Origin of the sequence: Mycobacterium sp. IS-836 (assembly GCF_001954275.1) — a bacterium.
Taxonomy (GTDB): domain Bacteria; phylum Actinomycetota; class Actinomycetes; order Mycobacteriales; family Mycobacteriaceae; genus Mycobacterium.
Window position 1 is genome coordinate 90,524 of sequence record NZ_MBEU01000037.1, and the last position, 20,070, is coordinate 110,593.

A 20,070-nucleotide genomic window follows, 5' to 3' on the forward strand; every position below is an offset into this window, starting at 1 on the left:
TTCGACGGCAGCGCCGCTCAGGCGGCTGGGCTCACGCCCAGGGCGAAGTCGAAGTTGCCCACCCCGTGCCGGGCGAGACCCATCACGACCAGGCCCGTTGCTTCCAGCCAGTGCGCCATGTTCAGGCCACCGACGTCCAGCGGACGCAGCTTGATGCTCGCGATGAACTCCGCCAGGCGCGCCTTAGCGCGCGCGTCGTCGCCGGCGACGAAGACGTCAAGCGGCCGGCCCTGAGCCAGGGCGACACCGAAGATAGTGTTGAACGCCTTCACCACGCTGGCGCTTGCCGGGGCCACCTTGGCAACTTCCTGCGCGACCGAGGTCTCCTCGGGGATGGCCAGCCCGTCGGCCGCGGAATTGAAGGGATTGCTGATATCGACGATGATCTTGCCCGCCAAGGCGTCTCCGTACTGAGCCACGACTGGAACGACGTTGGCGTACAACACGGAAACGATGACGATGTCACCGGCCGGTGTGGCGCCGAACTCTCCCGTCGTGGCGCCGCCGCCGAGATCCTTGGCCAGGCCAGCGGCCTTGGCCTGATCGCGGCCGATGACCTCGACGGTGTTGCCGCCGGCTACCGCCAGCGTGCCGATCGCGCGGGCCATGTACCCGGTGCCGATGATGCTGATGTTGCTCATGAGGTATCCCGTCTTCGGATTAACGAAAAGGTTGACTCGTCCACCTTATGGCGATTTCGATGACGCGTCAACCAAAGGGCGGTAGCATTAACGGCGATGGAACCGAACTGGCTGAACCCTGCTGAAGACCGCGCCTGGCGTGCCTTCCAGCACGCGAATCATCAACTCAGCGTGCACCTGAACCGCGGCCTGCAGGAATCGGGCCTGTCCGGCGCCGACTACCAGATCCTGGCCGTGCTCTCCGAACACGACGGGGACCGCCTACCCGCCCACGAGCTGTGCAACGCGCTGGGCTGGGAGAAGAGCCGTGTCTCCCACCAGGTGCGGCGCATGCAGCAGGACGGCCTGATCAGCCGCGAGCCCAACCCCGACGACGCTCGCAGCACCATGGTCTGCCTGCTGCCGGCGGGCCGCGCGGCGATCGAGAAAGCGGCGCCCAAGCACGTGGCGGACGTGCGCCGGAACTTCATCGACCTACTCTCCCCGGCCGAGCTCGACATGTTCGCCGCCCTCAACGAACGAGTCCTGCGCCACCTGGCTAAAGACGATGACTCCCCCGCCGAAGGCGAGCCCTCATAGATCGGGTGATCAATGTTCGAGTGCGTAACCATCCTCGTCGACGCCGCGGCTGCGTTGGGGAGTGCGTTCGGCGCGGCGCTTGTTCGTTGCGCGCCAATTGTTTTAGACAACCGTAGGGAGCAGCTGAGACGTGGACCGAAAATATTGTCATTAGGCATGAAAATGGCCCCCGGAGGAGAGTCCGGGGGCCACTTCCCTTAGTAGCGGGGACAGGATTCGAACCTGCGACCTCTGGGTTATGAGCCCAGCGAGCTACCGAGCTGCTCCACCCCGCGTCGGTAAATGCCAGGTTACCGAACGCCCGGCGGGGCCTCCAAATCGCGGGTTCAGTGCGACGGCGGATTGAGACCGTATCGGCGGGCGATGTCGTCCATCCATTCCGGGTCGCCGTAAGTCAGCCCGTACTTCTCGGCGAGTTCGCCGAACTCAGGCAGCTCATGAAGCGACTTGCCGCCCGCGCCGTTCGCGTGGTCGAGGAGCAACTCACCGAGCTCGCGGAAGTAATTCTCGAATCCACCCGGCGTGATGATCTCGACGATGCGGCCCGGCTCGCTGCCCGCGTTCCACATCGCATGCATCTGCCCCCGCGGCTTGGTGATGTAGCCGCCCGGGCCCAGGACCACTTCGCTGTCGTCTGAGCGGAAGCCGATCTCGCCCGCCAGCACGATCGAATGCTCGTCCTCACGCGTGTGACGATGAGCCGCGGTGAGCAAGCCGACCTCGAACGGATGCTCGACGATGGACACCTCGCCCCCATTGGTCTTGCCCGACAACTTGAACACCGCGCCGAACCCGGGAAGGGCGACGCGCTCGCCCTCCCCCGGCCGCACCACAGTGACCCCGATTTCGTTCGGTTCGGTCATCTGATAGAGCCTCCTCCGAATACCGTTGCGCCGCAAGGCTTAGGCCGCTATTCCGGCCGGGCTGTCGTGTCGCTTCGAGGCGGCCACAGCGGCTGCGGCACTTCGATACCGAACGGCTTGCCCCAGCTGTTTCGGGATGAAACCTCGTGCACGGGACGCCGATTGGCCGCCACCCCCCACTTGCCCCGCGGGTAGCCAAGGGTCAGCATGGCCGACATCTTCCAGCCTTCCTCGACGGGCACACCCAGCATCTCGTTCACCCTGTCCCGGAAATTGTTGAGCACCATCGTCATGACGCCGCCGACGCCCTCGGCACGGGCGGCGAGCAAGATGCTCCAGATCGCCGGGTAGATGTTGGCGCCGCCGAGGTCGTCGATCGCGAAGACGAAGAGCAGCAGGGGAACCTCATCGAAGTGGTCGGCCAGGTAGTCCCCCGAGCCTTTGATGCGGCGCATCGTTTCGGCGTGAGTGGCCGCGTCCGCGCCGGGCGCCGGCGCTACCATCGGTCCCGCTCCTGTCGCGAACTTCTCGTACTCGAGGGCGCGGGCTTGCCGGAACAGCTGTCCGAACTCGCGTATGAGTGCCGGGTCGTCGACGGCGACGAAGTGCCAGCGTTGGGTGTTGCCCCCATTCGGGGCACGCACGGCGGCATCGAGGATGCGGGCCTGCACGTCCATCGGAATCGGGTCCGGCCGCAACCGCCGCATCATCCGGGTGGTGTATAGCGCCTCATGAATATCCATTTGTCCGCTCCCTTCCGCTATTCGGGCCAGCCGTTGTTGAGAATGTTGTCGACGAAGTCGACACGCCTGAAGGCGGGATCGAAGTGCGCCAGCACGTCGTCGTTCATCGTTCCGAAGGTGGTCTGCGGGCGGTGTTTCATGCCGTCGTTGAACGCCGCCAGGATGCGCTGTTTGAACTGTGGGCGCGGGTGAGCGGCCGTCACCGCGGCCAGCGCGTCGGGGGCCAGGTCCTCCCGCCCGACGCCGACCACGTCGACTTCCACGCCGGCTTGGAGCAAGGCGACTTCGGGCGCGAGGAATTCGGGCACGCCGGGGGTGGTGTGCAGGGCAATGCCGAGCCACACCTTGTCGATGTCGGCTTTGTCGACGCCGTGGCCAACCAGGAAGTCCCGGGCAGCGTTTGCGCCGTCGACCTCGAAACGAACCGTCGAGCTGCGGAAGCGCTCGGTAAGCCCGAGGTCGTGAAACATCGCCGCGACGTAGAGCAGCTCCAGGTCCGGTTGCAGTCCGCGGCGCAGGCCCTGCAGCGCGCCGAAGAGAAAGACCCGCCGCGAATGGTTGAACAGCAGGTCGTCCTCGGCGCGGCGAATGAAATCGGTGGCCTCGCGCACCAGCGGCGAATCCGGGATTTGGATGCCGGCAATGCTTTCGATCGACCTGGTCATGACATCGTCTCCTTCGGGTGAGCGTGATAGCTAGTCTGCGGCGGCACGGTCTTCCCGACCGCGTGCGTTCGGGCCGTCCTCTCCACAGAAAGCGACACAATGGCTTGGTGACTGCAGCGGATTCGCGGGTGGTGGTGATCGTCGTCTTCGACGACGTGACGATGTTGGACGTCGCCGGCGCGGGTGAGGTCTTCGCCGAGGCCAACCGGTTCGGCGCCGACTACCGGCTCAAGATCGCGTCGGTGGATGGACGCGACGTGACAACCTCGATAGGCACGCGGTTGGGCGTCACGGACACCCTTTCGTCGATCGAGTCGGCCGACACCGTGCTGGTCGCCGGCAGCGACAACCTGCCCCGGCGGCCGATCGACCCCGAGCTCATCGAGGCGATCAGGTCTTTGTCGGCGCGAACCCGGCGGATGGCATCCATCTGCACCGGATCGTTCATCCTCGCGCAGGCGGGACTGCTCGACGGTCGTCGCGCCACCACGCACTGGCACGATGCCCGGTTGTTGGCCCGGGCCTTTCGGGAGGTCACCGTCGAGCCGGACGCGATCTTCGTCCGCGACGGCGATGTCTTCACCTCGGCGGGGATTTCATCGGGCATCGATCTGGCGCTGGCGTTGGTCGAAATGGATCACGGGACCGAACTGGTCCGCGACGTGGCCCGGTGGCTGGTCGTCTACCTCAAACGCGCCGGCGGCCAATCACAATTCTCTGTGCTGGTCGAGGCCGATCCGCCACCGCAGTCGCCGCTGCGCGCGGTGATCGATGCGGTCGCAGCCGATCCGGCCGCGAACCACAGCGTGAAATCCCTTGCCGCCCTTGCCTCCCTGAGCACCCGCCAGCTGACCCGCCTCTTCCAGTCCGAGGTCGGGATGAGTCCGGCACGGTATGTCGAACTGGTTCGAATCGACTTCGCCCGCAACGCACTCGAATCCGGCCGGTCCGTCACCGAGACCGCGGGCATGGCGGGCTTCGGCAGCATCGAAACGCTGCGACGGGTCTTCGTAAGCCACCTGGGCATCAGCCCGAAAGCCTATCGAGACAGGTTCCGAACGGCCTACGCCTGAAAGCTACTTGGTGGCGTTGTACTTGTTGATGGCGTCGTCGAGCCGCTGCAGCGCCGCGCCGTAGGCGGCGAAATCGCCCTTCTTTTGCGCGTCGCGCGCGGCGCCGATCGCCGCCTGGATGTCCTGCAGCGCGGCGGCCTTGGCCGGCGACAACGTCACCGACCCATCGGGAGAGGGCGGCACCACGGCCGCTGCCGGCGGCGGCACCGGTGCCGGCGGAGCCCCGGCCGGCGGCGGCGGGCTCGCGGGCGGGTTGGCGGGCACACCGCCCTCGGTAGGTTGGATCCCCGTCGCCGCCGCACCCGCACCTGGCCCGAACAGGCCGGTGAGCGCGTCACCCACCGTCGGGCCGTAACCGATCTTGTCGTTGTACATCATCGCCACCCGGATCAGGCGCGGGTACGACGAGGCGGCGTCGCTGGCCCCCGGGGACGCATACACGGGTTCGACATAGAGCAGCCCGCCCTGGCCGACGGGAAGGGTGAGCAAATTGCCCCAGCGGATCCGGTTTTGGTTGTCGCGCCCGATCACGCCCAGGTCCTGAGATACGGCCGGGTCGGTGGTGATCGCATTGTTGGCCAGCTTGGGTCCGTTTACCTGCCCGGGGATGGTCAGCACGGTGATCTTGCCGTACGTCGCCGGATCGGAGCTGGCGCTGATGTAGGCCGCCAGGTAGTCGCGCTTGAACCGGTTCATCGCGCTGATCAACTGATACGAAGACGAATTATCGTTCTTGCCAATGTTTTTCGCGACGATGTAATACGGCGGCTGATAGCTGCTGGCGGTCGGATTGGGGTCCAGCGGCACGTCCCAGAAGTCCGACGTGGAGAAAAACGTCACCGGGTCGTTCACGTGATATTTGGCCAGCAGCATCCGCTGCACCTTGAACAGGTCTTCGGGATAGCGCAGATGCTCGGCGAGCTCGGGCGTGATGTCGCTCTTGGGTTTGACCGTGCCCGGGAACACCCGCATCCAGGCTTTGAGCACCGGGTCCTGCTCGTCCTGCTGGTACAGCGTCACGGTGCCGTCGTAGGCATCGACGGTGGCCTTCACAGAATTGCGGATGTAGGAGACCTGCTTGTCGGGCGCCAGCCGGTTGAATGCCACCTCGGTGGAGTCGGCCGTCGCCGACGACAGCGAGGTGAGTTCGGAGTACGGGTAGTTGTCCAGGGTGGTGTAGCCGTCGATGATCCACACCAGCCGCTTGTTGACGATCGCGGGGTACACGGAGCTGTCCGTCGTCAGCCACGGCGCCACCGCCTCGACCCGCTGCGCCGGGTCGCGGTTGAACAGGATCTTGCTGTTGGAGCCGATCACGTTGGAGAACAGGAAGTTTCGCTCGGCGAATTTGGCGGCAAACACGCTGCGGGAGATCCAGCTGCCGATGGGAACACCCCCGAGCCCGGTGTAGGTGTAGTTCTTGGTTTCGGTGCTGGTCTCGTAGTCGTATTCGCGATCGTTGCCGTTGCGGCCGACGATCGCGTAGTCGGCGGACGTGTTGGAGATGACGGGCCCGTAGTAAATGCGGGGCTGGTCCAGGGGCGCCGGCCCGTCGGAGACGACGCTGCCGTTGGCGCCCACGACGTTGACCAGAAATTCCGGGTAGCCACCGTTCTGGTTGGGGTCGTTGGCGATTCCGCGCACGGTGTTGGCCGGCGAGGCGATGAATCCGTTGCCGTGCGTGTAGACCGTATGCCGGTTGATCCAGTCCCGTTGGTTGTCGATCAGCCGGTCCGGGTTGAGTTCCCGGGCCGCGACGACGTAGTCGCGCAGCGCGCCGTTGCGGTCGAGGTAGCGGTCGATGGATAGCTGGTCCGGGAAGTGGAAGAAGTTCTTGCCCTGCTGGAACTGGGTGAACGCCGGGCTGACGATGGTCGGATCGAGCAGCCGGATGTTCGACGTGGTCGCGCGGTCGGACGCGACCTGCTGGGCGGTCGCCTGCGCGTCACCGGTGTAGTTGCGGTAGCTCACCACGTCGGACGTCAGCCCGTAGGCTTGCCGCGTCGCGGCGATGCTCCGGCTGATGTATTCGCTTTCCTTTTGCGCGGCATTGGGTCGCACGCTGATCTGCTCGACGATCAGCGGCCAGCCCGCACCCACGATCAACGACGACAGCAGCAGCAACACCAGCCCGATCGCCGGAATCCGCAAGTCCCGCAAGGTAATCGCCGAGAACACCGCGGCGGCGCAAATGATGGCGATCGCCAGCAGAATCAGCTTGGCCGGCAACACCGCATTGATATCGGTGTACCCGGCCCCGGTGAACGGCTTGCCGCCACGCGTATGCGACAGCAGCTCGTAGCGGTCCAGCCAGTACGCAACGGCTTTGAGCAGCACCAGCATCCCAACCAGGCTGACCAGCTGGATGCGCGCCGAGCGGCTCAGGGCGCCGGTACGGCCCGACAGTCGGATGCCGCCGAAGATGTAGTGCGCCAACAGGTTCGCGACGAATGCAAGGAACACGGCCACGAACATGTAGCTGAGCAGTAGCCGATAGAACGGCAGGTCGAACGCGTAGAAGCCGAGATCCTTGCCGAACTGCGGATCCCTGACTCCGAAGTTGCCGCCGTGCAGGAACAGCTGGATCCGCACCCAGTAACTCTGCGCGATGATGCCGGCCAACAGGCCGATCGCCACCGGAATTCCGATGCCCACCAGTCGCAGCCGTGACATGACGACAGTGCGGTACCGCGCAACCGGATCGTTGTCGTTGCTCGGGACGAAAACCGGGCGGGTCCGGTAGGCGATCGCCAGCCCGGCGAACACGATGCCGCCGACCAGCAGACCGGCGACTAAGAACACCACGATGCGGGTCACCAGCACGGTGGTGAACACCGAGCGGTAGCCCAGCTCACCGAACCACAGCCAGTCGACGTAGGCGTCGATCATTCGGGGACCCGCGAGCAGCAACACGATCACACCCAGTGCGATCAAGATCAGAATCCGGCTACGCCGAGTCAGCTTCGGCATTCTCGCGGTGGGCCGCATCCCCACTGGCTACGCTCCCTGATCGATCTGGCGACTCGATGTGGCGACAACAACTCTACGCATTGCGCGACGTGCGATCCCGGGCTCGCCTAGCAGGTCGGCGGCTGACCCCCGGTCTGGATCGCGTGCAGCGCGTCCACCGCTTGGTTGAGGGTCTCGACCTTGATCAGGCGCAGGCCGGACGGATTGTCCGAACTCGCCTCGTAGCAGTTCTTCGCCGGCACCAGGAACACCGTGGCGCCCGCCGCGTGGGCGGCAACCATCTTGTGCGTGATGCCGCCGATCTGGCCGACCTTGCCGTCGGCGGAGATGGTGCCGGTCCCGGCGACGAACGTCGACCCGGCAAGGTCACCGGTGGTGAGCTTGTCGACGACCGCCAGGCTGAACATCAGGCCCGCGGAGGGCCCGCCCACGTTGGCGAGGTTGAAATCCACCACGAACGGCGCCCACGGCGCGTCGAGCACCGCGACACCCAGGAAGCCGTAGTCGCGATCTTTGTTTGTGCCCAGCGTGATCTGAGCTACCCCCGCGGGCTCGTTCTTGCGGCGGAAGTCGATCGTCACCACCTGGCCGGGCTTGGTGTTCTTCATCAATCCCGTGAATTGCTCGACGTTGGCGACCGGGGTGTTGTTGACCGCGTCGATGGCGTCACCGGCCTTCAGCTTGCCCGCCGAAGGACCGGGATCGTTGACCGTCGCGACGGTCACCGCGGGCGCGTACTTCAGGTACCCCAGGGCGGCGTAGGCGGCGCTGTCCTCGGACTGTTTGAAGTCGGCGTTGTTGGCCTTGTCCACGTCTTCGCGCGACTTGCCCGGCGGATAGATGAGATCGCGCGGGATCAGTTGTTCCTGCCCCGACAACCACAGGGTCAACGCCTCACCCAGGGTCAGGTCGTCGCGCTGGGACACCGTCGTCATGTTGAGATGACCGGTCGTCGGGTGCGTTTGCGTGCCCTCGATCGCGACCACCTGCTTGCCGTCGACCTCGCCGAGCGTGTCGAACGTGGGGCCCGGGCCCAGCGACACGAACGGCACCGTCACCACCGCCAGCAACACACCGAAGACCACGATCGGCACCAGCGCGACCAGCAAGGTCAGAATCCGCCTGTTCACGCCGCTACACTATCGGGGCCCTGCCGCGGCGGGTTCAGCTGTAAGCATGACCGCAGACCGCGCCTTCCCTTCGACCGGTGAGTACCGTTGAGTTATGGCTGACCTGCCTTTCGGCTTCTCCTCTGGAGATGACCCCGACCCCGAGAAGCGCGGGAAGAACGATCCCGAGTCCGGCGCGTCCAACCCGCTGGGCGCCTTCGGCATGAGCGGCGACTTCAACGTGGGCGACCTGGGACAGATCTTCACCCAGCTGGGTCAGATGTTCTCCAGCGCCGGCACCATGACGCAGGGCGGCGAAGCGGCGGGTCCGGTCAATTACGAACTGGCCCGGCGCGTGGCGACAAGCTCGATCGGGTTTGTCGCGCCCATCCCGGCGACGACGAGCTCGGCGATCGCCGACGCGGTGCACCTCGCCGACACCTGGCTGGACGGCGTCACCGCGTTGCCCGCGGGCACCACCAAAGCGGTTGGCTGGACGCCCAGCGACTGGGTGGACAACACGCTGGACATCTGGAAGCGGCTCTGCGACCCGATGGCTCAACAGATCTCGACGGTGTGGGCGTCCGCCCTGCCCGAGGAGGCCAAGAGCATGGCCGGCCCCCTACTGGCGATGATGTCGCAGATGGGCGGCATGGCGTTCGGCTCGCAGCTGGGGCAGGCGTTGGGCCGGTTGTCCCGCGAGGTGCTGACCTCGACCGATATCGGTCTGCCGCTGGGACCCAAGGGCGTCGCCGCGATCCTGCCCGATGCCGTCGAATCGTTCGCCGCAGGGCTCGAGCAACCGCGCAGCGAGATCCTGACCTACCTCGCCGCACGCGAGGCCGCACACCATCGGCTGTTCAGCCACGTGCCGTGGCTGTCCAGCCAGCTGCTCGGCGCGGTAGAGGCCTACGCCATGGGCATGAAGATCGACATGACCGGGATCGAGGAGCTGGCGCGCGACTTCAATCCGGCCACCCTGTCCGACCCGGCGGCCATCGAAAACCTGCTCGGCCAAGGCGTATTCGAGCCCAAGGCGACCCCGGCACAGACTCAGGCGCTGGAACGGCTCGAGACGCTGCTCGCGCTGATCGAGGGCTGGGTGCACGTCGTGGTGACCGCGGCGCTGGGCGACCGGATTCCGGGCGCGGCCGCACTGGCCGAGACGCTGCGCCGGCGCCGGGCCAGCGGCGGCCCGGCTGAGCAGACGTTCGCGACGCTGGTAGGCCTCGAGCTGCGGCCCCGCAAGCTGCGCGAAGCCGCCGCGCTGTGGGAGCGGCTGACCCAGGCGGCCGGCGTGGACGCCCGCGACGGCGTCTGGCAGCACCCGGACCTGCTGCCCAGCGGGGAGGATCTCGACGAGCCGGCGGGCTTCATCGACCGTGTTATCGGCGGGGACACCAGCGGCATCGATGAGGCGATCGCCAAGCTCGAGGACCCCGACTCCGAAGACCCGCGCGGCGGTTCTGGCCGCTAGGGTCAGGAACCGGCCTCTCCGAGCAGGCGTAGTCGGGCCGCTGCTATTACGGCCTCGGCTTCAACAATGACTGCTTCAGCCGCCTTGGCTTCTGCTGCCTCGGCTTTTGCTGCCTCGACTTTTGCTGCCCCGGCGCGGTGCGCAGCGTCTGCGCGTGCCACCGCCAGCACGTAAATCAATACCCCGGCGCAGGCTACGACGGACACCACTGGCCCCGCTGCGGCGGTCACGATGAACGCAAACGAGAAGCTCGAAACAATGAGCCAAATAAGCCTTCTCAGCATCATGGACGTTAAGTCGCCTGGTGCCGCACTGACGTTACCTAGGACGTTCCTGCCGACGTCCCTTCCGACAGCGTGAAGTGCTATCGCCGGGCGCAGGGACCCACGCACGAGCGCGGCAGGACCAAGCTCTCCCTAGGACACGGGACGTAGCGCTGGACGAGCGCCGCCAGCTAGTGGGAAGCTCTGAAGGTGGTCAAGCACGCGGGCCCATACGCTGCCATCGAGTCGGGCGACGCGATGCCACCATCTCCGCGAAGCGGAGGGACCACGCGGCGGTCCTCGTGGTCTCCGAGCGCGGTTATCAGATGGCTGGATCGCGATCCGTGGGTCGCCGTGGCGCTCGTGGTGCCGATGGCGATATTCCTCGTAGGCGCGTTGATCGGGCATCCATTCCTGTTCGTGTTCGTGCTGCCCCTGGCGCTGACCGTGCTGGCCGGCATGGCTTTCGTCGTGATGGATTTGTACAAAGGGGCCGAGCGAAAGCTGGCGCGAGCGGAGTCGGAAGCCGAGGAGCGGACGCGGGCCCAAGCCGCCGAAGCCAAAACTCTGGCCACGGAAGCCAAAACTCTGGCCGCCGAAGCACGGGCACGAGCACAAGCCGCCGAAGCCAAAGCCGTCACCGCCGGAGCCAAGGCTGTGTCCGCCGAAGCCGAGGCTATAGCCGCCGAAGCCAAAGCTGTCACCGCCGAAGCCGAAGCTCTGACCGCCGAAGCTCTGACCGCCGAAGCGCGGGCACGAGCTGAGGCCGCCGAAGCCGAGGCTCTGAACGCTGAGGCCCTCAAAGCCGAAGCGCGGGCACGGGCAGAAGCCGCCGAAGCCGCCGCGGTGAACGCCGAAACGCGCGCGCGAGCACTGGCGGCCGATGCCGACGCTCTGACCGCCGAAGCGCGGGCGCGAGCGCAAGGGCGGGCAGAGGCCGCCGAAGCCGCCGCGCTGGCCGCCGAAGCGCGGGCGCGAGCGGAAGCCGCCGAAGCCGCCGCGCTGGCCGCCGAGGCGCGGGCGCGAGCGGAAGCAGCCGAAGCCGAAGCGCTGGCCGCCGAAGCCCGGGCCCGAGCACAAGCGGCCGAAGCCGCCGCTCTGAACGCCGAAGCCCGGGCCCGAGCGCAAGCCGCCGAAGCCGCCGCGCTGACTGCCGAAGCGCGGACGCGGGCGCGGGCGCGAGCCGAGGCCGCCGAAGCCGCCGCGCTGGCCGCCGAAAGGCGGGCCCGAGCCGAAGCCGCCGAAGCCGCCGCTCTGAACGCCGAAGCGCGGGCGCGAGCAGAAGCCGCCGAAGCCGCCGCGCTGGCCGTCGAAGCGCGGACGCGAGCGATCCGGCTGCGAGCTGCTTGAGCCGAACCCGGGCCCCGAATCCAACGGGCGGTTCTGTGGATAACTGAGCGGGGCGTTCGCCCCCGGCGTGGCACAGTCTGAACTCATGCCGCGGGCCGCGCCTCCCCTGTATGCGTTGAACCCGGCGATGCCGGTGCTGCTTAGACCCGACGGGGCGGTGCAGGTCGGCTGGGACCCGCGCCGGGCCGTGCTGATCCGCCCGCCGAGCAGCCTGGCCGCGGCCGAGTTGGCCGCCCTGCTGCGGTCCATGCGATCACCGCTACCGATCACCGAGCTGCAGCGGCAGGCCGCCGACCGCGGGCTAACCGACGCCGACGGTCTGACCAGCCTCGTCGCGCAGCTGGTCGGCGCGGGAGTGGCGACCCGCGGCCGCCGGCAGTCCGGCGGCCGGGCCGCGTCGATCCGGGTGCACGGTCGCGGCCCGCTGTCGGACCTGCTCGTGGACGCGCTGCGCTGCTCGGGTGCCCGCATTGCGCACAGCAGCCAGCCGCACGCGACCGTGTCGCCCGACGCCGTCGACCTGGTGGTGTTGTCGGACTACCTGGTCGCCGACCCCCGGATGCTGCGCGACCTGCACTTCCAGGGCGTGCCGCACCTCGCGGTTCGGGTGCGCGACGGCACCGGCCTGGTCGGGCCGCTGGTCATCCCCGGCGTGACCAGCTGCCTCGGCTGCGCCGATCTGCATCGCAGCGACCGCGACGCCGCCTGGCCGGCGATCGCGGCTCAGCTGCGGGAGACCGTTGGCGTGGCGGATCGGGCCACGCTGCTGGCGACCGCGGCGCTGGCGCTGAGCCAGGTGAACCGGGTGATCGCGGCCGTGCGCGGGCAGGCGGCGCGGGACCCCGAGCCGCCCCAGGCGCTCAACGCCACGCTCGAGTTCGATCTGCATGCCGGCGCGATCGTCGCGCGCCAATGGACCCGGCATCCGTTGTGCTCGTGCTGACCGCTCCCCAACCGCTGCGCCGGTGTTACCCAGATCAACACCGCGGGGCCCGAATCGTCATGGATGATGGGTGTGTGTCAGATATCAAACGCGGCCGTGCTGCGCGCAACGCAAAGCTGGCCACCATTCCGGTCGGGTTCGCCGGCCGGGCGGCGCTCGGGTTCGGTAAACGCCTGACCGGCAAGTCGAAGGACGAGGTCCAGGCCGAGCTGCTGGAGAAGGCCGCCCACCAATTGTTCACCGTCCTGGGCGAGCTCAAGGGTGGAGCGATGAAGGTGGGCCAGGCACTCTCGGTGCTGGAGGCCGCGATTCCGGAGGAGTACGGCGAGCCGTACCGCGAGGCCTTGACGAAACTGCAAAAGGACGCGCCGCCGCTGCCCGCCGCCAAAGTGCACCGCGTGCTCGACGCGCAGCTCGGCACCAAGTGGCGCGACCGGTTCAGTTCATTCGACGACACGCCGGTGGCCTCTGCCAGCATTGGCCAGGTACACAAGGCGGTCTGGTCCGACGGCCGCGACGTGGCCGTCAAGATCCAGTACCCCGGCGCCGACGAGGCGCTGCGGGCCGACCTCAAGACGATGCAGCGGATGGTCGGGGTGGTCAAGCAGCTCGCGCCGGGAGCCGACGTGCAGGGCGTGGTCGACGAGCTGATCGAGCGCACCGAGATGGAACTCGACTACCGGCTGGAAGCCGACAACCAACGCGCGTTCGCCAAGGCATACGAAGGCCACCCGCACTTCGCGATTCCGCACGTTGTGGCCAGCGCCCCCAAGGTGGTGGTTCAGGAGTGGATGCAGGGCGTGCCGATGGCGGAGATCATCCGCCACGGCACCCCCGAGCAGCGCGACCTGATCGGCACCCGGCTGCTCGAGCTCACCTTCGACGCGCCGCGCCGGCTGCAGATGTTGCACGGCGACGCGCACCCCGGCAACTTCATGCTGTTGCCCGACGATCGGATGGGCGTGATCGACTTCGGCGCCGTCGCACCGCTGCCGGGCGGGTTGCCGATCGAGCTCGGGATGTCCATCCGGTTGGCCCGCGACAAGAACTACGACTTGCTGTTGCCGACGATGGAGAAGGCCGGGTTTATCCAGAAGGGCCAGCAGGTGTCGGTGCGCGACATCGACGACATGTTGCGCCAGTACGTCGAGCCCATCGAGGTCGAGGTGTTCCACTACACCCGGAAGTGGCTGCAGCGCATGAGCGCCATCGAGATCGACAAGTCGGTGTCGCAGATCAGGACGGCCCGGCAGATGGACCTACCGCCCAAGCTGGTGATCCCGATGCGGGTGATCATGTCGGTGGCCGCGATCCTCTGCCAGCTGGATGCCCATGTGCCGATCAAGGCGCTGTCGGAGGAACTGGTCCCGGGTTTCGCCGAGCCCGACGCGGCCGTCGTCTAAGCGGCAACGTCTTTGCGCGGGCGTCCGCGCGGGCGTTTGTAGCTCACGATCGAGCCCCGCTCGAAGATCTCGCCGCCCCAGACGCCCCAGGGCTCGGCCCGGTCCAGCGCCGCGGTCAGGCACTGGCGCCGGATCGGGCAGCTCGCGCACAGCGCCTTGGCGCGCTCGAGGTCGGCCGGGGTCTCTGCGAACCACAGGTCGGGATCCCCGGCGTGACATGGCAACGCCGGCCGCGGCGGTCTGGGGACTGTCAATGCCGACATGTCCTGCTCACCTGCTTCCTGGTCTGGTGGATGTCTGGGATTGATCCGGACCAGGTAGGGAGGCTGTCGACCCTACAAGTGTGGCCACGGATCCTGGTGACTTCGGGTCCGTGGCCATTCGGCGAAAATCGGGCGGGTTACGTAGCGCTTACGTATGACCCCGATCCACGGACACATCAGTCGCGGCGGCGGCGGCGCGATGCTTGACCGCGGCCGCCGGGGTAGCGGTGTGAGCGGCATGGGAGGTCCCCGCGGTCAGCACCGCGCCGGCCACGGCTACACCGAACGTGTTGTGGATCATCGTGGCCACCTCCTCCCGCCTGGACGCTTGCCAGCCTTCAGCCAGCAGCAGTGTTTCGAGGGTAGATGGTAGCCGACGACCGTGACAACCGATTTTCTGACCTGCGTGTTTAGCCGCGGGCGCGGACCAACCCCAGCACGTCCGGCCCGTACTGCTCGAGCTTGCGCGCGCCGATGCCCGGGATCGCGACCAGGGCCGCCTCATCGGCGGGCAGCGCCTCGGCGATCGCGATCAGCGTGTTGTCACTGAAGACGATGTACGGGGGAACCTTCTGTTCCCGCGCGAGGTCCAGGCGCCAGGCCTTGAGTTGCAGCAGCAGTTCCTCGTCGATGTCGGCCGCGCACGTCTCGCAGCGACGCAACATGACGGCCGCCGGGGTGGTCAGGTCGTTGTTGCAGATCCGGCAGCGGGTGGCGACGCCCTTGTTGCGCCGGGATCTGCTCGGCGCGGGATCGGGCCGCGCCTGCGGCGCGATCCCGTTGAGGAACCGCGACGGCTTGCGGCTCTGGCGTCCGCCCGGGTTCCGCGCCAGCGCCCAGCTGAGCGCCAAATGCATTCGGGCCCTGGTGATTCCGACGTAGAGGAGGCGACGCTCCTCCTCTACGGGTTCGCTCTCGGCGCCGTGCGCCAGCGCGTGCGAGATGGGCAGCGTGCCGTCGGCCAGCCCGACGAGGAAGACCGCATCCCATTCAAGGCCCTTGGCAGCGTGCAGCGAGGCCAGCGTCACGCCCTGCACCACCGGTGGGTGCCGGGCGTCGGCCCGCATCCGCAGCTCGGCCAGCAGACCGGAAAACTCCAGCCGCGGATTGTGCGCCACTTCGTCGTCCACCAGCTGGGCCAGCGCGGTCAGGGCCTCCCAGCGATCCCTGGCGCGCGTTCCGACCGGGGCCTGCGCCGTCAGGCCCAGCGGCTCCAGGATGGCGCGAACCACGTCGGGCAGCGGTCCGTCTTCGCTATCTTCAGAGCCGCGGTCGGCCGCCCGCTGCAGGGCCAGCAGCGCCTGCTTGATCTCCTGGCGGTTGAAAAATCCCTCGCCGCCGCGAACCTGGTAGGCGATGCCGGCTTCGGTCAACGCCTCCTCGTACACCTCGGACTGCGCGTTGACCCGGTAGAGGACCGCGATTTCGGCTGGCGCGGTGCCGGATTCGATCAGCTTGGTGATCGATGCCGCCACCGCGGTGGCCTCGGCCGTTTCGTCGGGATGCTCGTGGAATGACGGAGCCGGGCCAGGCGCCCGCTGGCCGGACAATTGGAGCTTGCTGCCGGCGACGCGGCCGCGAGCCGCGGCGATCACCTGGTTGGCCAGCGAGACCACCTGCGGGGTGGACCGGTAGTCGCGCTCCAGCCGCACGACCGTGGCGTCGGGAAACCGGCGCGAGAAGTCGAGCAGGAAGCGCGGCGAGGCGCCGGTGAACGAGTAGATGGTCTGGTTGGCGTCGCCGACCACGGTCAGGTCGTCGCGGTCGCCCAGCCACGCCGAGAGCACCCGCTGTTGCAGCGGGGTGACGTCCTGGTACTCGTCGACCACGAAGCAGCGGTAACGATCGCGGAACTCGTCGGCCACCGCGGCGTCGTTTTCGATCGCGGCGGCGGTATGCAGCAGCAGATCGTCGAAGTCGAGCAGAGTCCCCGCTTCGTCGCGGGCCTTGAGCGCCTCGTATGCGGAATAGACGGCCGCGACCTGCGCGGCGTCCAGCGGGATGTCCCGGCCCGCTGCGGCCACCGCGGCGGCGTAGTCCTCGGGGCCGATCAGCGATGCCTTGGCCCACTCGATCTCGCCAGCGAGGTCGCGCACGTCGTCGGTGCTGACGTTGAGCCTGCAGCGGCTGGCCGCCCGGGCCACGACGGCGAACTTGCTGTCCAGCAGCTGCCAGCCGGTGCCGCCGACCACCCGGGGCCAGAAATACCGCAGCTGGCGATGCGCGGCGGCGTGAAAGGTCAGCGCCCGCACCGCGCCGACACCGCAGCCGCTCTGGGTGGCGGCGTCGAGCGTGCGCAACCGCGACCGCATCTCCCCCGCCGCCCGCTGGGTGAAGGTGACCGCCAGCACCTGCCCGGCGGCGACGTGGCCGCTCGCGACGAGCTGGGCGATCCGGTGCGTGATGGTGCGGGTCTTGCCCGTTCCGGCGCCCGCGAGCACGCAGACCGGTCCGCGCGGGGCCAGCACGGCTTCGCGCTGCTCGTCGTCGAGTCCGGCGGTCAACGGGTCGGTCATGGTCGGAATGGGGACCATTGGCATGGCGTCCATCTTGACAGCGATGGCCGACAAACCAGGTGCATCGCCACGCGTGAATTGGGTCGCTTCGGAATTCATCCGCGCCGCGCTACGTTAACGGGCTATGACCAACGCGGCGATTACCGTCTACACCACGTCATGGTGCGGTTTCTGTCACCGGCTGATGACGGTGCTCAAGTCCAATGGGATCCCCTACGACGCGATCGACATCGAAGAGAACCCGGCGGCGGCGGAATTCGTCAGCTCGGTCAACGGCGGCAACCGCACGGTGCCGACGGTGAAGTTCGCCGACGGGTCCACGCTGACAAACCCGAGCGCCGCCGAGGTGAAAGCGAAGCTGGCCGAAGTAGGCTGACGGCTCAACCCGCCTAGCCAGTAATCTCCGCCCAGGATTCGATGATCACCCGGGCGATCGAAATCGACCCGGGCAGAAGCAGTTTCGATTTCCCAGACGCCGCGCTGCTCCAGTCGCCGGCCGCAAGCGCGGCACGCACCTCGTCGCGGCTGAACCACGCCGCCTCGGCGATCTCGCCGTCGTTGAACGAGAAAACCTCGTCGGGGTCGCCCACCGCATGGAATCCGACCATGAGCGAACGGGGAAACGGCCACGGCTGGCTGCCCAGGTAGCGCACATCGCGCACGTGCAGGCCGATTTCCTCGCGGATCTCCCGGGCGACGCAGGTTTCGAAAGACTCGCCCGCCTCGACGAATCCGGCCAGCAGCGAGAACATCCGCTCGGGCCACACCGCCTGGCGGGCGAGCACGGCGCGGTCACCGCCGTCGTGGACCAGACAGATCACCGCCGGGTCGATGCGCGGGAACTCCTCGTGACCGGTCACCGGGTTGATGCGCGACCAGCCCCCGCGTGACGGCCTGGTCGGCGAGCCGTCCACCGCGCTAAACCGGGCGCTGTCATGCCAATTCAGCAGCGCGATGGCCGACGACACCAGTTGGCTGCTGGTGTCGTCGAAGATCGGCCCGAGACTGCGCAGGTTCACCACTTCGGCTTGCACGTCGGGGTCTTCGGGCGCCTGCAGCGCGCCCCGGACCGCCCAGACATGCCGGCCGCCCTCGATGCGGCCCAGGAATACCGCGTCGACCGGGGGCTTGTCGCCCAGCTCGGCCGCGGCGCCCAGCACGACCCGGCCGTCGGCGACGAGCACCTGGTTGCGCGAATCCACCCGCAGCAGCGCCGCGTCCGCCCACCCCGCGGTGGCCGCATCGACATCGGTGCGCAACTGATCGGCGCGGTCCGCGCCGACGCGTGAGAGCACCGGAACGTCCCGCAGCTGGAACTCCACCTAGTCTCCTGCCGACCCTGCTGGCGGCGAGCCGCCGCTAACGTCCCACGTCGCGGATGTAGAGCAACCGGTCGGTGGCCTCGATGGCGTCCGCCTCGGGTGCGCCGACCCGCAGCAGGTGGCCGTCGCGCACCACGCCGAGCACGATGTCGCGCAGGTGCCGCGGGGATCCGCCGACTTCGGTCTGCTCCACCTCGCGCTCGGCGATGACCATCCCGGCGTCCGGGGTCAGCAGATCCTCGATCATCTCCACGACGCTCGGCGTGGTGGTGGCGATCCCGAGCAGCCGGCCGGCGGTCTCGGAGGAGACGACCACCGAGTCCGCGCCCGATTGCTGCAGCAGGTGTGAATTCTCGGCCTCCCGAATGGAAGCCACGATCTTGGCCTTGGGCGCGATCTCCCGCGCCGTCAAGGTCACCAGCACGGCGGTGTCGTCGCGGCCGGTGGCAACGATGATCGACGACGCGTGTTGGGCCCCGGCCAGCCGCAGCACATCGGATTTGGTGGCGTCGCCGTGTACGGTGACCAGCCCGGCGGTCGCGGCGTGTTCGAGGGCGCTGCGATCGGGGTCGACGACGACGACCTCACCCTGGGCCTCCTCGTCGCTAATCATCGCGGCGACAGCCGTTTTGCCCTTTGTGCCATAGCCGATCACGATGGTGTGGTTGCGCACTTTGTTCCTCCAACGCTGAATCTTCCACGCCTGCCGGGACCGCTCGGAGAGCACCTCGAGGGTCGTGCCGACCAGCACGGCCAAGAACGCGATCCGCAGCGGCGTGAAGATCACGGTGTGGACCAGACGCGCGGTCTCGGTGTAGGGGGTGATGTCGCCGTACCCGGTCGTCGACAGCGACACCGCCGCGAAGTAGACGCAGTCGGCGAATGTCGGCGGCTCGCCGCGCACGTCGCGGTAGCCGGTGCGATCGAGGTAGACAATGACGGCCGCGCCGAACAACACCACCAGCGCGATGGCGACGCGTCGCGCGATGACCCGCACGGGACTGCCGTGCTCTTCGGGGATGCGCAACACGCCGACCAGCAGATGACCGGGCTGGGCGGTCAGCGTCTCGTCGAGCCCCCTCAGCCGCTGCGACCTACCCTTTTGCACGGCGGTCCGTCACTGGATTGACCCCACGCTAAACCCACCCGCAGGCCTGATACACGCCTCAAATGTAACCACGTCAGCCGGTCAGTAGCAGCCCGGCCAGCTCGGTGGGCTCGGGCAGTTCATCGGGAACGACGGTGACGCCGGTGCGCACGTAGTAGAAGGCGGTGCGCACCGACGATTCCGGGCATCCCGACAACGCCGCCCACGCCAGACGGTAGACCGCGAGCTGGACGGCGGCCTGCCGCAGGGCTTCCGGCCCGCGCGGGGGCTGGCCGGTCTTCCAGTCCACCACCGTGACACCGCCGTCGGGGTCGGCGAACACGGCGTCGATGCGGCCGCGCACCACGGTCTCGCCGACCGGCATCTCGAACGGCACCTCGACGGCAACCGGTGTGCGCGCGGCCCACCGCGAGCTGGTGAACGCCTCCTGCAACGCCGCCAGCTCCCGGGTGTCCCCGACGTCCGAGTCGGCCGCACCGGGCAGGTCGGCGAGGTCGAACAGCCGCTCGGCGCCGTAGAACTGCTGCACCCAAGCGTGAAAGGCGTTGCCCAGCAGGGCATGTGGATCGGGCCGCGCGGGCAGCCGATGCACCAGCCGCTGCACCGCGCCCTGCGGGTCGCGTGCCAGGTCCACCAAACCGCTGACCGACAGCTGGCTGGGCAGGGCACGGGCGGGCGGGCGCGCCGCGCGGGCGCGCTCGGCGAGCAACGCATCGACGTAGGCGGGCCAGCCGTCGACCTCGGCACCGGCCGCGACCCCCCCCGCCGACAAGGCCGAGCGA

General features: G+C 68.0%; 20 protein-coding genes and 1 tRNA gene. 7 read left to right on the plus strand and 14 right to left on the minus strand.

Features of this window, described 5'->3' with window-relative positions; all coding sequences use genetic code 11:
* Positions 1 to 17: 17 nt before the first annotated feature.
* On the minus strand, positions 18 to 641 hold the full coding sequence (locus A5747_RS11530) for an NADPH-dependent F420 reductase (protein ID WP_076124169.1): 624 nt from the start codon (positions 639 to 641) through the stop codon (positions 18 to 20).
* A 96-nt stretch (positions 642 to 737) separates the two neighbouring features.
* On the opposite strand from A5747_RS11530, the gene A5747_RS11535 reads away from it, so the two are divergent.
* Positions 738 to 1,220 (plus strand): MarR family winged helix-turn-helix transcriptional regulator, encoded by a 483-nt coding sequence (locus tag A5747_RS11535; RefSeq protein WP_076124171.1) that lies wholly within the window; start codon positions 738 to 740, stop codon positions 1,218 to 1,220.
* Between the two features lie 201 nt (positions 1,221 to 1,421).
* On the opposite strand, the gene A5747_RS11540 is transcribed toward A5747_RS11535, so the two are convergent.
* The 4 genes from A5747_RS11540 to A5747_RS11555 form a co-directional block, all read right to left on the minus strand.
* Positions 1,422 to 1,495, minus strand: a tRNA-Met gene (locus A5747_RS11540).
* Between the two features lie 51 nt (positions 1,496 to 1,546).
* Positions 1,547 to 2,083: a cupin domain-containing protein gene (locus A5747_RS11545; RefSeq protein WP_076124173.1), complete on the minus strand. Its 537-nt coding sequence runs from the start codon at positions 2,081 to 2,083 to the stop codon at positions 1,547 to 1,549.
* Positions 2,084 to 2,130: 47 nt separating this feature from the next.
* Complete coding sequence (locus A5747_RS11550) at positions 2,131 to 2,826, minus strand: nitroreductase family protein (RefSeq protein ID WP_076124174.1); 696 nt, start codon at positions 2,824 to 2,826, stop codon at positions 2,131 to 2,133.
* Between the two features lie 17 nt (positions 2,827 to 2,843).
* Positions 2,844 to 3,491, minus strand: coding sequence for an HD domain-containing protein (locus tag A5747_RS11555; protein ID WP_076124176.1), 648 nt, complete (start codon positions 3,489 to 3,491; stop codon positions 2,844 to 2,846).
* A gap of 107 nt (positions 3,492 to 3,598) precedes the next feature.
* Here A5747_RS11555 and A5747_RS11560 point away from each other — a divergent pair, with 107 nt between their 5' ends.
* Positions 3,599 to 4,564, plus strand: coding sequence for a GlxA family transcriptional regulator (locus tag A5747_RS11560; RefSeq protein ID WP_369805064.1), 966 nt, complete (start codon positions 3,599 to 3,601; stop codon positions 4,562 to 4,564).
* 3 nt (positions 4,565 to 4,567) lie between these two features.
* On the opposite strand, the gene A5747_RS11565 is transcribed toward A5747_RS11560, so the two are convergent.
* Entirely contained in the window at positions 4,568 to 7,558 is a 2,991-nt protein-coding gene (locus A5747_RS11565; RefSeq protein WP_076124180.1) for a UPF0182 family protein, read from the minus strand.
* Between the two features lie 83 nt (positions 7,559 to 7,641).
* Positions 7,642 to 8,664, minus strand: a complete 1,023-nt coding sequence (locus tag A5747_RS11570) for a PDZ domain-containing protein (protein WP_076124182.1) — start codon at positions 8,662 to 8,664, stop codon at positions 7,642 to 7,644.
* Between the two features lie 94 nt (positions 8,665 to 8,758).
* Between A5747_RS11570 and A5747_RS11575 the strand changes: the two genes are divergently transcribed.
* Positions 8,759 to 10,120, plus strand: a complete 1,362-nt coding sequence (locus tag A5747_RS11575) for a zinc-dependent metalloprotease (RefSeq protein WP_076124184.1) — start codon at positions 8,759 to 8,761, stop codon at positions 10,118 to 10,120.
* Positions 10,121 to 10,122: 2 nt separating this feature from the next.
* Here A5747_RS11575 and A5747_RS11580 read toward each other — a convergent pair whose 3' ends face one another.
* Positions 10,123 to 10,407 (minus strand): hypothetical protein, encoded by a 285-nt coding sequence (locus A5747_RS11580; protein WP_076124186.1) that lies wholly within the window; start codon positions 10,405 to 10,407, stop codon positions 10,123 to 10,125.
* Positions 10,408 to 10,737: 330 nt separating this feature from the next.
* On the opposite strand from A5747_RS11580, the gene A5747_RS24810 reads away from it, so the two are divergent.
* From A5747_RS24810 to A5747_RS11595, 3 genes are all read left to right on the plus strand, one after another.
* Entirely contained in the window at positions 10,738 to 11,733 is a 996-nt protein-coding gene (locus A5747_RS24810) for a hypothetical protein (RefSeq protein ID WP_076124188.1), read from the plus strand.
* A gap of 85 nt (positions 11,734 to 11,818) precedes the next feature.
* Entirely contained in the window at positions 11,819 to 12,676 is an 858-nt protein-coding gene (locus A5747_RS11590; RefSeq protein ID WP_076124190.1) for a cyclodehydratase, read from the plus strand.
* Positions 12,677 to 12,735: 59 nt separating this feature from the next.
* Positions 12,736 to 14,079, plus strand: a complete 1,344-nt coding sequence (locus A5747_RS11595) for an AarF/ABC1/UbiB kinase family protein (RefSeq protein ID WP_076124222.1) — start codon at positions 12,736 to 12,738, stop codon at positions 14,077 to 14,079.
* On the opposite strand, the gene A5747_RS11600 is transcribed toward A5747_RS11595, so the two are convergent.
* From A5747_RS11600 to A5747_RS11610, 3 genes are all read right to left on the minus strand, one after another.
* Entirely contained in the window at positions 14,076 to 14,342 is a 267-nt protein-coding gene (locus tag A5747_RS11600) for a WhiB family transcriptional regulator (RefSeq protein ID WP_076124192.1), read from the minus strand. The genes A5747_RS11595 and A5747_RS11600 overlap by 4 nt on opposite strands.
* Before the next feature lie 148 nt (positions 14,343 to 14,490).
* Positions 14,491 to 14,643: a hypothetical protein gene (locus A5747_RS25750; protein WP_369805065.1), complete on the minus strand. Its 153-nt coding sequence runs from the start codon at positions 14,641 to 14,643 to the stop codon at positions 14,491 to 14,493.
* 109 nt (positions 14,644 to 14,752) lie between these two features.
* Positions 14,753 to 16,858: an ATP-dependent DNA helicase UvrD2 gene (locus A5747_RS11610; protein WP_369805067.1), complete on the minus strand. Its 2,106-nt coding sequence runs from the start codon at positions 16,856 to 16,858 to the stop codon at positions 14,753 to 14,755.
* Positions 16,859 to 16,982: 124 nt separating this feature from the next.
* Between A5747_RS11610 and mrx1 the strand changes: the two genes are divergently transcribed.
* Positions 16,983 to 17,234 (plus strand): mycoredoxin Mrx1, encoded by a 252-nt coding sequence (mrx1, locus tag A5747_RS11615; protein ID WP_076124194.1) that lies wholly within the window; start codon positions 16,983 to 16,985, stop codon positions 17,232 to 17,234.
* 13 nt (positions 17,235 to 17,247) lie between these two features.
* On the opposite strand, the gene nudC is transcribed toward mrx1, so the two are convergent.
* The 3 genes from nudC to A5747_RS11630 all read right to left on the minus strand — a co-directional run.
* Positions 17,248 to 18,180: an NAD(+) diphosphatase gene (nudC, locus tag A5747_RS11620; protein ID WP_076124196.1), complete on the minus strand. Its 933-nt coding sequence runs from the start codon at positions 18,178 to 18,180 to the stop codon at positions 17,248 to 17,250.
* A gap of 37 nt (positions 18,181 to 18,217) precedes the next feature.
* Positions 18,218 to 19,288, minus strand: a complete 1,071-nt coding sequence (locus A5747_RS11625) for a TrkA family potassium uptake protein (RefSeq protein WP_076124198.1) — start codon at positions 19,286 to 19,288, stop codon at positions 18,218 to 18,220.
* A 73-nt stretch (positions 19,289 to 19,361) separates the two neighbouring features.
* Positions 19,362 to 20,070 (minus strand): PD-(D/E)XK nuclease family protein (locus tag A5747_RS11630; protein WP_198938168.1); only part of this gene is annotated, 709 nt, incomplete at its 5' end.

Bases quoted from the DNA above. Each gene is read 5' to 3' on its own strand.
- A5747_RS11530 (WP_076124169.1), bottom strand. From the start codon at position 641: ATGAGCAACATCAGCATCATCGGCACCGGGTACATGGCCCGCGCGATC.
- A5747_RS11535 (WP_076124171.1), top strand. From the start codon at position 738: ATGGAACCGAACTGGCTGAACCCTGCTGAAGACCGCGCCTGGCGTGCC.
- A5747_RS11545 (WP_076124173.1), bottom strand. From the start codon at position 2,083: ATGACCGAACCGAACGAAATCGGGGTCACTGTGGTGCGGCCGGGGGAG.
- A5747_RS11550 (WP_076124174.1), bottom strand. From the start codon at position 2,826: ATGGATATTCATGAGGCGCTATACACCACCCGGATGATGCGGCGGTTG.
- A5747_RS11555 (WP_076124176.1), bottom strand. From the start codon at position 3,491: ATGACCAGGTCGATCGAAAGCATTGCCGGCATCCAAATCCCGGATTCG.
- A5747_RS11575 (WP_076124184.1), top strand. From the start codon at position 8,759: ATGGCTGACCTGCCTTTCGGCTTCTCCTCTGGAGATGACCCCGACCCC.
- A5747_RS11580 (WP_076124186.1), bottom strand. From the start codon at position 10,407: ATGATGCTGAGAAGGCTTATTTGGCTCATTGTTTCGAGCTTCTCGTTT.
- A5747_RS11590 (WP_076124190.1), top strand. From the start codon at position 11,819: ATGCCGCGGGCCGCGCCTCCCCTGTATGCGTTGAACCCGGCGATGCCG.
- A5747_RS11595 (WP_076124222.1), top strand. From the start codon at position 12,736: ATGGATGATGGGTGTGTGTCAGATATCAAACGCGGCCGTGCTGCGCGC.
- A5747_RS11600 (WP_076124192.1), bottom strand. From the start codon at position 14,342: ATGTCGGCATTGACAGTCCCCAGACCGCCGCGGCCGGCGTTGCCATGT.
- A5747_RS25750 (WP_369805065.1), bottom strand. From the start codon at position 14,643: ATGATCCACAACACGTTCGGTGTAGCCGTGGCCGGCGCGGTGCTGACC.
- A5747_RS11610 (WP_369805067.1), bottom strand. From the start codon at position 16,858: ATGACCGACCCGTTGACCGCCGGACTCGACGACGAGCAGCGCGAAGCC.
- mrx1 (WP_076124194.1), top strand. From the start codon at position 16,983: ATGACCAACGCGGCGATTACCGTCTACACCACGTCATGGTGCGGTTTC.